We start from the raw sequence: 12,389 nt of genomic DNA on the forward strand, positions 1-12,389 counted from the left end.
GCGCAACTTCAAAGCTCACGCGTCGGGTTGCCATTGCCACGCTCATTTACCTTTGAAGATTAATTCAACAGCCCGTAACGCGGCGAGTGGTGATGAAAGTGCGAGCCGGTGGTGCTGTCATTCGAAATCCACGCGGATTCGGCTTTCTGGTTCGGGCATCCAGTGGAAATGGTCGGCGGTGTCGGCGGCATGAACTTGGGCGTTGATCAGCCAACTGTTGCCGGGGCGGATGCTCGGTCCCAAACTCGATTGCTCGATCGCCAGTTCGGTGATCACAAAGGATCCCTTTTCGTTTGAAGCGACATACCACGACGGGTTCCAGCGTTGGAAGCCGTCCAAATGATCTTGGGTGCGACCATCGCGGCTGAACATCAGCGTCATCGCGGTCAGCAGGTCGCGGTCGATGTCGATTCCCAGTGCCACACGATCGGATCCACCGAGATCGGCGTCGCGTTGCGGCGGCTTGGAGGACTGGGCGGGCGCGGCCAGGTATTGCTTGGGTGTGCGGACTGCCAGGTAAACGAATCGGTCGTCCCAAGCCACCTGCAACTGCATCCCGACTTGATCGGCGGTGGTCGCCGGCGGATTCCGCTGTGTGTCCCAAGCAGGCTCGTCGAGTTGTCCGTCTAGTCGCGGCGGAGACTCGATGCGAACGGCGCGGGTGACTTGTGGTGACAGCGGTCGCAGCAGGTTCGACCAGGGGTTGTCCCGCTGTGCGACTCGACGGAGATCGGCTGTGATCTCTTGGTTTTCCGGTGTCAGTGGGTTGCCGTCGGCGGTGCGCAGTTTCGTTCCGGTTGATTCAAGTGGCGCCGATTCAGGTTCCACGGCCGCGACCCAAGCGGGCGCGGCTTCGTCGGACGATCGGGCGGCCGAGACGTGTGCTACTGCGGCGCGACGGGCGGCCAGGATTTCATTGCGCTCGATCGCGTCTTGCCCGATCAATCGAACCGGGTGCATCTGCCACGCCAAATCCAATTCACCGGCCGCTGGCTTGGACGAATTGGACGGCAGCGAACGTAGATTGGAACGATGGCCGGGAATCGGCAGCGTGGCGGACGCCTGGATGACACCCATGGTCGTGTCGCTACCGGGTGTCGGTTGCGGTTGAAACGGTGACAGGATCGCGGCATGTCCACTTGGCTGTGGCAACAGCGCGGCGTCGGAATCGTTCAACAGTTCGACCGCTCCGACTTGAGCCGCGATCGGATCGCCGGCATGAAGTGAATCGAGTGATCGGTCTAAACCCACCGCCAGGGTTTGATGGTGATTCCATTCGGCGCTGGAGCGCCTGGTTTGTGCGTGCAGTTGCGCCAGGGAGGCTGCGGACGATCCTGGGAAACGGGTTGCAATTTCATCCCAGACGATCGTTTGATAGGGCTGGCCGATGGAGTGTTGGGCGATGTTCCAGGCGGATCGGAATTGGTCGATACGACTGGTTTGATCCAGCATCAACCGCAGCGCATCGGCAAATTGTTTTTCATCGGCCGGCTGTTGGCGACGATGGGCGGTGGGGAATAGATTGGCGATCGCGGTTTGTTGTTTCACCCGCGCTTGCAAGACTTGCAAGCGACGGCGACTGGCCGGCATTTCGCGTGGCGGCAGTCGATGTTTGGCATGCAGTCGAACGCCAGCGCCCAGGCTGTCGCCGCGCACCGTTTGACCACCACCGCTATAGCGGGTCGTCGTGGCAACCCACTGGCTGGCCGACCGGCTGTTCGCGGTCAGACGAAAGTCCGACACCAGCAAGCGGCAGTCGTCTCTGAAATCGCCTGCCAACACGCCAGAATGCGGCAGCAGGGCGCTCTGATGCAGCAGGGTTTCGCCGCGCGTGGCCCACGAGTACTCGACCACTTTATTGGTGCCGCCGGCGACGGCGTGTTGCAGCAAATGGGTTTTGATTTCAGCGGGCAGTTCGGCATCCATCACCAATACCGGCGGTTGGTGAACGTCGACCCATTGCTTGAGTGAATCCAGCCAGTCGGTCTGCGAATCATCTTGAACAGGGCGAGGGCACAGATCGACAGCGGCGGCGCCGATCTGCATCGCGGCCTGTTGGACCGCCGCGATGCGGCGACGGTCCGCGGCCGTCGATGATCTGAAATCTTGGGGCAGCCCGATGACGATGCTGCATCGCAACCGCTGCTCCATCGTTTCTCGCCCGACCAAGGACCAGGGAACCGATTCCGGGTCGGCGGCAATGAACAGCACCGCACTGTTTGTTTCGCCACCGGAAACCACTTGCCAGTTCGCGCCTTGATCGGTTGATCGCAGGATCATTCCGTGGTCACCCGCGCAAACCATCACTTGGTCGCTCAATCGGCAGGACGCTCGGATCGCTAGGTGCGTCGCTGTGATGCGCGACCACGCCGACGCCTGGTCAGCGGTCAGCGGCGCGCTGTCTGTTTCGTTTGAATGGTCTGCATCAGCGACGGTCGTAGACGCGTTGGCGTAGTTCGGTTCCAACACCGCTTGCCAATTTCGACCGGCATCCCGAGATTCGAACAGCGTGGCTCCGGAAACAGGATCGGGATCACCCTGGGCGGTGATCGTGCCGTCGCCAGAAACTCGCAGTGATGTCAATCGTGGCAGATCGGAATCACTGTGGCGGTTCCAGGATTGGCCGCTGTCGGTGCTGACCAGCACCGCGCCTCGACTGATCTGGGTGACCGCATCGATGCCGCCGCCGACCGCAATCGCGCGCTGGGCACTGACCCAAATCACATCGTTCAATCGACAATCCGAACCGGACGACGCCTGCGTCCAACTGGCTCCACCGTCGGCGGTCCACCAACGGCTGCCGTGGTCGCCCACCGCGATTCCTTTTTGGTCGTCCCAAAACCGCAGCGCGCGAATCGTCGCCGACGCCCGCAGGGTATGGGTGTCACAGTAGACCGGTGATCGCAGCGCGGTCGGCCAGGGTCGCGAATCGGCACTCGATTCGATCGGTTGTGCCTGCATCGACGGCAGCGGCTCCAGCGAATCGGGGCCGTTACCAAACAAGGTGCGAAAATCTTGAGCCGCTGCCGGGTGGGCCAACAGCAGAATCCAGGCCAGCGCGGTGCTCCGCAGGCCGGCTGGGGGCTGCAAAAACGAGGGCGAGGGAGATTTTTTTTGATCCATCAAGCTTGTATCCATCCTTTGACCAGATTCGAAGCCAGCAACAGCACATACCATCCGATCACCAAGTTGGCTAATACGTAGGTTCCCGAAGCCCCCCATCTTCCCGCTCCGGCCAGCGCTGTCGATTCCGATGCGAAGGTGGAGAAGGTGGTCAGCGAGCCCAGGAAGCCGACGCGGATCGCGAGCATTAAGCGTTCCATCGATTCCGTTTCAACCGGCCCAAGGGCGGATACGCCACCCAAAAGGGCGCATCCCAACACGTTGACGATGGTCGTCCCCAGCATCGAGGAACCGCCGGGGATTGCAGCGGCTGCGAGGGTCAGGCCGTAGCGGCAGAGTGATCCGGTTGCTCCGGCGGCGGCGATGGCTGTCAAATTGAACAAACTACTCATCTTTGCCGCGTGTTTTTCGCATTGCCTAAGCTTCAGCCCCCACTTACGTTAACAGCTAGGTTCGGAAGTTCTCTCCGCTACGTAAATGTCAGTTTCTTGGGCCGGCACCGGTTGGACCAAAAAAGCTGGCAAAAGCGGCTTTCGATGTTCCCATTTCAATACGTTTTAGCTGTTTCCCGCCAATGAGCACCGCAAAAGCTGCCAACACTGACAATCGCGTGATGACCGGAGCCGACATTCTTGTCAAATCATTGGTCGATCATGGCGTCGATGTCCTGTTCGCCTATCCCGGTGGCTGCAGCATGCCTTTGCACCAAGCTTTGACGCGGTTTGGTGACTCGATTCGCACGATCTTGCCACGCCACGAACAAGGCGGTGCGTTTGCCGCCCAAGGTTACGCCCGCGCCACCGGCCGCGTCGGCGTGGTCATGGCCACCAGTGGCCCCGGGGCCACCAACTTGGTCACCGCAATCGCCGACGCAAAACTGGACAGCGTGCCGATGGTTTGCATCACGGCCCAAGTCCCCACCGGTTCGATCGGCTCGGATGCCTTTCAAGAAACCCCGATGGTGGAAGTTTGCCGCGGAATCACCAAGCACCACTATCTGGTCACCAGCATCAAAGACCTGCCGCGGGTGATGAAGGAAGCCTTCCACATCGCCAGTTCGGGTCGTCCGGGCCCGGTCCTGGTCGATTTGCCCAAAGACGTTCAATTGACCGATGTGGCCAACACCGATTTGGATCCGCCGATGGATCTGCCCGGCTATGAGTCATCGCCGCCGGCGGTCGCCAGTGAAACGATTCGTCAGCTTGCCGCAGCGATCAAATTGGCCCGTCGTCCGGTGATCTATGCCGGTGGCGGAATCATCCTGGGCAATGCCAGCGAAGAACTGCGCGAGTTCATCAACCAGACCGGAATCCCCACGGTGACCACCGTGATGGGGATCGGTGCGGTGCCACCGGAAAACGAAAATTCGATGGACTGGTTGGGCATGCACGGTGCCGCTTACGCCAACTACGCGGTTCGCGACTGTGACCTGTTGATCGCATTGGGCGTTCGTTTCGATGATCGAGTGACCGGAAAAGTCGAAGCGTTCGCCAAAGACGCCAAGATCATTCACGTCGACATCGACGGATCGGAACTGAACAAGAACAAGGAAGCGCACATCCCGGTTCGTGGAGACGTCAAACAGGTTCTGACCGAACTGAACAAGACCGTCACACGCTGTGACATCGATCCCTGGCGCAAGCACTGCGCGGATTTGAAGGCCAAGTATCCCTTCAAGTACGACACCGAATTTGATGGCATCTTGCAGCAACACGCGATCAAGACGCTCAGTGACATCACCGCTGACATGGACACCCAGATCACCGTTGGTGTGGGCCAGCACCAGATGTGGGCGGCACAGTTCTACAAGTTCCGACGCCCCCGCACCTGGCACAGCAGTAGCGGACTGGGAACAATGGGATTTGGTTTGCCCGCCGCAATGGGTGTGCAAGCCGCTCTCCCCAATTCGTTGGTGATCGACATCGATGGCGACGGCAGTTTCCAGATGAACGTGCAAGAATTGGCGACGTGCTTCTGCGAAGAATTGCCCGTCAAGGTGTTCCTGTTGAATAACCAACACCTGGGAATGGTGGTGCAGTGGGAAGATCGCTTCATGGAAGGCAACCGCGCCCACACCTACCTGGGCCCGATCAGCCATGACCTGGCCAAGGGTCCCAGCGATGCCGAGCGATTTGCTTATGCCGACGAACGCTATCCGGACTTTGTGAAAATCGCTCAAGGCTACGGTTGTGGTGCCGCGACCGTCAAGAAGAAAGGGGACTTGGAAGCTGCGATCCGCGAGATGATTGCCCATCCCGGCCCCTACGTCTTGGACGTCGAAGTGCCCTATCAAGAGCACGTGTTGCCGATGATCCCAGGTGGCAAGACCGTCGACGACATGATCATGCAATAGCCGACCGCAGTCGGCGCATCTGTGATGCTGTAGCCGGCCTCTGTGAGGCCGGCATCTATCTAACGCGCGCCTCACAAGCTGTTGATGGAGTTAGCCGGTTTCAAGTTGGTGTGGAGGATTTATCCGACCGCCTTTATTCGTTGCAGAAGACCGGTCGGATAAATCCTCCACACCAGCGCCGTCGAAGTTGCGCTTTCGCCAGCGGCCTTGGTTACCCTTGCCAGGCTCGATTGACTCGCGGAAACGCTTCCGCTGGCGCACGCGTCGGGCAATCGTTTTTCGCTGGCACAGTGGCGGGTTGCGCTTTCGCTGAGGGGCTGATTTTTGGTAGAGGATTGAATTGTGTGTCCTCTCCTGATCGACCGGAACTCTCGTTGCCCAACCCGCGATGAAAATATTGTACGAAGGTGCGATTTATCAGATCCTCCGCTGTGGGGGCGTTTCTCGCTGTTTTTCCGAGCTGATTCGCCATTTGCCGGCTGACTGCCAGCCCGCGGTTGTGGGGCCTGCGAATGATCCACCGTCTCTTTCGCATCCCAACCTTAGCTATCACGCGGTGCAAACCGAGCCCTCGATTGGCTGGATGCGGAAATGGACGCGCGAAGCGATGCAGCGTCAGATTGCTCAGCGGTTTGAAAGCACTGTCGCCGACCTGGAACACTGGACTTACTACAACGGACTTTGTCGGCGTGGCATCGTTCGTGGCGAACGACCGCTGGTGGTGACTGTGCTGGATTTCATTCACGAAACGTTTCCATCGTTGGACCCCAGCGGCACCCACGTGGCGCTCAAGCACGAAGCGATTCGTGCGGCCGATCATTTGATCTGCATTTCCCAAGCGACTCACGACGAAATGTGTGATCGCATCCCGGCCGCCCGGGCCAAAGCGACGGTGGTCCCACTGGGAACCTCGCTTGCCGATGTGGATGCCGAACCGCTGCCATCACAACTGGTCGATCGACCGTATGTCTTGTTTGTCGGACGAAGAAACAGTTACAAAAATTTTCAAGTTGTCTGGGATGCTTGGAATCGGCTGCGCAACCAGTTGCCGGCCGATGCAAAATTGGTGGTGGTCGGCCCGCCAATGAAACGACGCGAGGCCACTGATTTGAATTGGCCAGGCGACGGATCGGCGGTGTTAATGCCAAATGCCTCCGACGGCATGCTACGCACACTGTACCAACACTCCCAAGCGTTCATTTTTCCATCCAAGTCGGAAGGATTCGGATTGCCATCGCTGGAAGCGATGTCAGCAGGCGCGCCGGTGTTGGTGTCTGATTTGCCGGTGATGCGCGAGGTGGTCGGCGATTGTGGCTACTACTTTGATCCACACAATGTCGATGACGTCGCAGACTTGATTCGCGCGGCGCTGACCGATGCGTTACCCGATCGAGCGGCGATGGTTGCCGCGGGCCGTCGCCGCGCTGATTCGTTCAGTTGGGATTCAACGGCCCAGCAAACCGCACAGGTGTACCGTCAGGTCGTGCAGCAATTTTCCTTTCACGATCCAGTGCCTGTCACTGCAGATCCGACATTGTGCATGGCATAGTGAGTCATCGTTCCGTTTTTCCGCCCCACCCACGATCACCATGACCACTGAGTGTTTGATCTGTCGAAGCGCATCGGATTCGTTTGCGCATGCCAAGATTATGGGGAAGTACGACATCGAGTACTTTCGATGTCGTGATTGTCAATTCATTCAAACCGAGACGCCGTATTGGTTGGACGAAGCGTATGACGATGCCATCGTCTCGACCGACGTCGGATTGATTTCGCGCAATCAACGATTCGCTCGAATCACCGATCGCATGTTACGTTTTGTTTATCCCAGCGCGATGCGTTGTGTGGATTATGGTGGCGGCTATGGAATGTTCACACGGATGATGCGTGATCGCGGCCACCATTTTTCGCACCGCGATCCGTATTGTGAAAACCTGTTTGCGGCCGGCAACGAAGCCGAACCCCAGGCGAGTGGATTTGATTTTCTGACGGCCTTTGAAGTGATGGAGCATTTGGCGGATCCACATGCCGACCTACAGACGCTCGACAGCATCGCGGATCACTGGTTGGTGTCCACCGAAGTCGTTCCCGACTCGGCGCCGCTGCCGGGTCAGTGGTGGTACTATGTGTTAGACGGCGGCCAACACATCAGTCTCTGGTCACGCCGATCCTTGCAAGCGATTGCGTGGCAGTACGATCGGAAGCTGATTTCATATCGCGGCATGCATTTGTTTAGCCGTTCCAACGTCAGCACGTTCTGGGCAACCCAAATCTTGCGTGATCGAACCGTTCGCGCGCTCGATCCGCTCCGCAAACGCCGTTCGCTGCTGCAGGACGACTTTCAACGCGCCGTCGCATCGGCCGGTTGAAGGTGCGCTTTCGTGTCAGGCATTGGTTTTTGGTAACCCGACGCGTCAGCGAGGGATCCAGCCAACACCCTCAATCCCTCGCTCACGCGTCGGATTACCATAAAAGCGCTGGCTTCAAAACGTGTCAGCGAGGGATCCGGTTATCCACGCAGCAGATCGGCTAATTCCTTCGCGGCGGCTTCGATCGAGTGTTTTTCGCGGACACCACGGATGCCTGCTTGGGCGAGCTGATTGCGTTTGCCCGCATCGGATCTAAGGTCCGTGATCGCTGCGCATAGCTGATCCAGATCATCTGGATCGACCAGGACACCGCCGCCAGCCGACTCGATCAACTCGCCAAACGCACCGTGCCGTGGCATCACCACCGGCGTTCCCGCTGCCAGCGACTCCAGCACGAACAGGCCTTTGGGATCTTCGTATTCGGTTGGCACACTCAGCAGGTCCAGCTGGCGCAGAAAGCGAACTTTACCGGCCAGATCAGGACTGCCGTGGTAAGTGAACCGGTCGGCGAGCCCGGCTTGTTTCAATCCGTTTTGCAATGATTCCAGGTACGGTCGGTTGGCCGGGCCCAGCCAACCGGCTGCATGCAATGTGATTCGGGGGTCGTCTTTGGCAATGCGATGAAAGGCATCGACCAATCGGTGCAGTCCTTTTTCGGGTGCGATTCGGGCCAAGTAGCCGAGCCGAAACTCATTCTCGTTTGTTGTCGTTTCGGTGGGCTGTGTCGCGAACGGTGCCAGGTCGATCGACAGCGGTGTCTTCACCCATTTGTGTTCTGGGATCTGGAACAACGCTTCCATTTTTTGGCCATAGAAATGACTGTGCACGCAAAAGTGGTCGACATAGCGGACCAGGTCGGTGCACAAGCTGATCGCTTGACCGCGGGCGGCGGCCGGCAGGTGGTCCAGAAAGATGTCATCACCCTGCAGCATCACGACGATTTTGGCGCTGGGCATGCGTTTGCGCAATTGAGGCAAACCGCCGCCGATCAACAGGTTGGACAGCACGATTGCATCCGGTCGGATCTCGTCCGCGATCCAGTCCACCAATTGGTCAAACTCTTTGGCCTGATTGCCATCCGCCCCGCGCAGCATCGATACGGCTAGGTCTCCGAGCGTTGCCGGGTCAGTTCCGCCGGCCCGCTTGGTGGCCCAGCGGATCAACGGTGGGAAATCGACCAGGCTGCGCAGGGGGCGCGGCAAATGACGCAGCCAGGGCAGCTGTTGCAGCAGGTAGACATGGATCCCGCCCAAGAAAACTCGCTGATCGGCCACACTTTCTTCGTCGGTGCGGATTGGCGTGTAGACCGGTTGCAGCAGGCAGTCGACATCCATCGCGCGAAGTGCTCGGGCCAGCGAGTTGTCATGCATGCAGCTGCCGCAGAACATACCAGCGGCGCCTGCGGTTAAATAGACAACTTTCATCATCAGGACGACGTTAAAGGGGGGCGAGCGAGGGAGGGATTACCAATCAAAAAACGATCGTTGTGACTGGGGCGGCTCATTCTTATACTCCGCCCTCCGGCGGGTTCCACTCGGGAGCCTTCCCTAGCTAGTAGAGCCCGCGCCATGAGTCTACACGACAGTCCAGTCTCCCCCGAAGGGCCTTCGATACACCCCATCGACCAGGCGACCGCGCCGTATTATTGGGGAATCGACATCGGTGGGACCGGGATCAAGCTTGGTTTGGTCGATGAAAACGGCCACACCGTCGCCTATCAGAAACTGCCGACACGAGAACCCGAGGGCGCCGAAGCAGCGCTCAATCGCGTGGCTGCGGTGGTCAGCGAGGTCGAACAGCGACTCGGTGTGGTTGGAAAGGTGCCGTCGGTCGGTCTGGGCGCCCCTGGCCCGATGGACCTGCCACGCGGGTTGTTGGTCGCACCGCCTCAGCTGCCTACCTGGTGGGACTATCCGATTGTGGCCAAGATTGCCAAATTACTCGGCCGGCCGGTCGCGTTCTTGAATGACGCCAACGCCGCAGCATTTGGAGAATTCTGGATCGGCACCGGACGATATGCCGATTCGATGATTTTATTGACTCTGGGCACCGGGGTGGGCGGTGGTATCATTGTCGACGGTGAATTGGTCAACGGCGTGAACAGCTTTGGCAGCGAATGTGGTCACATTTTGGTGGACCCGTCGCCGACCGCTCGACTTTGCGTTTGGGGCGGCGGCCGTGGCCAGTTGGAGGCTTATGCCAGTGCCAGCGCAGTGGTTGACCGGACGCGTGATCGATTGACCGAGGGGGCGGAAAGTTCTCTTAGCGGGCTGTTAGGTGGTGGCGACAGTGAATTAACCGCACGCAAGGTCTATGATGCTGCGAAAAACGAAGCCGACCCGTTAGCCTTGGAAATCATTGACGAGACGGCAAAATGGTTGGGCATCGGGATCACCACGCTGGTGCATGCACTGGACCCCGGTGTCGTAACGCTAGGGGGAGCCATGAATTTTGGCGGCGCCGATTGTTCCATCGGCCGACGCTTTTTGGCTCGAATCACTGACGAATTTCAACAACGCACGTTCGAAAACGTGTTCGACGGCACCACGATCGGGTTTGCATCGTTGGGTGCCGACGCGGGATACCTCGGCCTGGCCGGGTACGCCCGTAAACAAGCATTGAAACTACTATGACGAAACACATTCGCAACTTTTGCATCATCGCCCACATCGATCATGGCAAGAGCACGTTGGCCGACCGCCTGTTGGAAGAAACAGGGACCATCAGCACGCGTGAGATGAAAGAGCAGTTGCTGGATGATCTGGAACTGGAGCGACAGCGGGGCATCACGATCAAAGCTCGCGCTGTCGTGATGCGATTCAAGCGTGGCAAAGACGAATACGAATTGAACTTGATCGACACGCCTGGCCACGTCGATTTTCAATACGAAGTGTCGCGGTCGTTGGCCTGTTGCGAAGGCGTGTTGTTGTTGGTCGATGCCTTCCAGGGTGTCGAGGCCCAGACGGTTGCCAACGCCTACGCGGCGATGGAGCATGATCTGCACATCATTCCGGTGATCAACAAAATTGATTTGATGCACGCCCGGCCCGACGAAGTCGCCGAGGAAATGATGCATTCGCTGGGAACCGATCCCGATGACTGTGTCCGCGTGAGCGCCAAAACCGGTCAGGGAGTCGGTGATCTGGTCGACGCGATTATCGCTCGGATTCCGGGGCCTGACGGTGATCCCAATGGCACGCTGCAAGCGATGGTGTTCGATTCCAACTATGACGATTACCGCGGTGCGATCACCTACGTTCGCATCATGCAGGGTACGGTTCGCAAAGGCCAAAAGATCGCCTTTCTGCGCACCGGATCGATTCACGAAGTCGTCGAGCTCGGCCAGTTCGCGCCCGGTCGCGTCGCCGCCGAAGAATTGACCGCTGGCCAAGTCGGCTACTTGATCTGCAACATCAAAAGTTTGGGCGATGTTCACATCGGCGACACCGTCAGTATTCCTGGTGACAAAGCCGCCGATCCGTTGCCCGGTTACTCGCGTCCCAAGCGGATGGTGTATTGCGGTCTGTTCCCCAGCGACGGCCAAAATTTCAGTGATCTGCGTGACGCGCTGGAGCGATTGGCTGTGAATGATCCCAGTTTCGAATTCGAACCGGAAACCAGCGACGCGCTCGGTTTTGGATTTCGCTGTGGATTCCTAGGGCTGTTGCACATGGAAATCATTCAGCAGCGTTTGGAGAATGAATCCGACATCGACTTGGTGCAAACGGCGCCCAACGTGACCTATGAAGTGGTCGATAAGCGTGGCCAAGCCAAGATGATTCATAAGCCGCAAGATGTACCGGATCCGGGTGACATCGAAGAGTTTCGTCAACCGATCGTCCGCTGCAACATCATCGTGCCGACCGACTACACCGGACCGGTGATGAAGTTGTGTCAGGAACGGCGAGGCATTCAGCAAGGTCAAGAATACCTCGGCGCGCAACGTGCAATGTTGACCTACAACATTCCGTTGGCGGAAGTCGTTTATGACCTACACGATAAAATCAAAAGCTGCACCCGCGGTTATGGGACGCTGGATTACGAGATGGTCGGATTCGAGGCGGCGGATCTGTGCCGTTTGGATTTCATGGTCAATGGCAATCGTGTCGACGCGCTGAGTATCGTTTGCAATCGAGCTGATGCGGATCGACGCGGCCGTGCGGTGGCGAAGAAGTTGAAGAGTGAAATCGATCGACACATGTTCGAGGTCGCCGTCCAGGCCGCGATCGGTAGCCGTGTGATCGCCCGCGAGACGGTGCCGGCGATGCGCAAGAACGTGACCGCCAAATGCTACGGGGGTGACATTACGCGAAAGCGGAAGTTGCTGCAAAAGCAAAAAGAAGGCAAGAAGCGGATGAAGGCCGTGGGCAACGTCGAAATCAGTCAGAAAGCCTTCATGGCCGTGCTCAGCGAAGGCGAAGGCTGACCCGCGCTACGGGCGCAATCGGATGGGCATTGTTAACGAGTCTCAGCTCTTTGCTGGTGTGGAGGATTTATCCGACAGGTCCGCAACGTCTGGTCGAGGATCGGTTGATTCGTTTAGG

At 58.4% G+C, this 12,389-nt stretch carries 8 protein-coding genes; 5 read left to right on the forward strand and 3 right to left on the reverse strand.

Annotation, left to right across the window (positions count from 1 at the left end):
• Positions 1–117 precede the first annotated feature (117 nt).
• Both NHH03_RS01330 and NHH03_RS01335 read right to left on the reverse strand, forming a co-directional pair.
• A complete protein-coding gene (locus NHH03_RS01330) occupies positions 118–3,123 on the reverse strand; it encodes a hypothetical protein (RefSeq protein ID WP_253153911.1) in 3,006 nt (1,001 codons plus the stop codon).
• The gene (locus tag NHH03_RS01335) at positions 3,123–3,515 is read right to left on the reverse strand and encodes a fluoride efflux transporter FluC (protein WP_253153912.1); all 393 of its coding nucleotides are present in this window, start codon (positions 3,513–3,515) and stop codon (positions 3,123–3,125) included. The genes NHH03_RS01330 and NHH03_RS01335 overlap by 1 nt, the downstream gene beginning before the upstream one ends.
• Positions 3,516–3,697: 182 nt before the next feature.
• Here NHH03_RS01335 and ilvB point away from each other — a divergent pair, with 182 nt between their 5' ends.
• From ilvB to NHH03_RS01350, 3 genes are all read left to right on the forward strand, one after another.
• Positions 3,698–5,476 (forward strand): biosynthetic-type acetolactate synthase large subunit, encoded by a 1,779-nt coding sequence (gene ilvB / locus NHH03_RS01340; RefSeq protein WP_253153913.1) that lies wholly within the window; start codon positions 3,698–3,700, stop codon positions 5,474–5,476.
• A gap of 388 nt (positions 5,477–5,864) precedes the next feature.
• Positions 5,865–7,025: a glycosyltransferase family 4 protein gene (locus tag NHH03_RS01345; RefSeq protein ID WP_253153914.1), complete on the forward strand. Its 1,161-nt coding sequence runs from the start codon at positions 5,865–5,867 to the stop codon at positions 7,023–7,025.
• 40 nt (positions 7,026–7,065) lie between these two features.
• Entirely contained in the window at positions 7,066–7,845 is a 780-nt protein-coding gene (locus tag NHH03_RS01350; protein WP_253153915.1) for a class I SAM-dependent methyltransferase, read from the forward strand.
• Positions 7,846–7,985: 140 nt separating this feature from the next.
• Here the strand turns inward: NHH03_RS01350 and NHH03_RS01355 are convergent, their stop codons facing one another.
• Positions 7,986–9,272: a glycosyltransferase family 4 protein gene (locus NHH03_RS01355; protein ID WP_253153916.1), complete on the reverse strand. Its 1,287-nt coding sequence runs from the start codon at positions 9,270–9,272 to the stop codon at positions 7,986–7,988.
• Between the two features lie 141 nt (positions 9,273–9,413).
• Here NHH03_RS01355 and NHH03_RS01360 point away from each other — a divergent pair, with 141 nt between their 5' ends.
• A complete protein-coding gene (locus NHH03_RS01360; RefSeq protein WP_253153917.1) occupies positions 9,414–10,478 on the forward strand; it encodes an ROK family protein in 1,065 nt (354 codons plus the stop codon).
• The gene (gene lepA, locus NHH03_RS01365; protein WP_253153918.1) at positions 10,475–12,271 is read left to right on the forward strand and encodes a translation elongation factor 4; all 1,797 of its coding nucleotides are present in this window, start codon (positions 10,475–10,477) and stop codon (positions 12,269–12,271) included. Before NHH03_RS01360 ends, lepA begins: the two co-directional genes overlap by 4 nt.
• Positions 12,272–12,389: the final 118 nt, after the last annotated feature.

The organism is Stieleria tagensis, assembly GCF_024129865.1.
GTDB classification, from domain to species: Bacteria; Planctomycetota; Planctomycetia; order Pirellulales; family Pirellulaceae; genus Stieleria; species Stieleria tagensis.

Coding starts and splice junctions, on each gene's coding strand:
- NHH03_RS01355 (WP_253153916.1), bottom strand. CDS start 9,272: ATGATGAAAGTTGTCTATTTAACCGCAGGCGCCGCTGGTATGTTCTGC.
- NHH03_RS01330 (WP_253153911.1), bottom strand. CDS start 3,123: ATGGATCAAAAAAAATCTCCCTCGCCCTCGTTTTTGCAGCCCCCAGCC.
- NHH03_RS01350 (WP_253153915.1), top strand. CDS start 7,066: ATGACCACTGAGTGTTTGATCTGTCGAAGCGCATCGGATTCGTTTGCG.
- NHH03_RS01360 (WP_253153917.1), top strand. CDS start 9,414: ATGAGTCTACACGACAGTCCAGTCTCCCCCGAAGGGCCTTCGATACAC.
- NHH03_RS01335 (WP_253153912.1), bottom strand. CDS start 3,515: ATGAGTAGTTTGTTCAATTTGACAGCCATCGCCGCCGCCGGAGCAACC.
- NHH03_RS01345 (WP_253153914.1), top strand. CDS start 5,865: ATGAAAATATTGTACGAAGGTGCGATTTATCAGATCCTCCGCTGTGGG.
- ilvB (WP_253153913.1), top strand. CDS start 3,698: ATGAGCACCGCAAAAGCTGCCAACACTGACAATCGCGTGATGACCGGA.
- lepA (WP_253153918.1), top strand. CDS start 10,475: ATGACGAAACACATTCGCAACTTTTGCATCATCGCCCACATCGATCAT.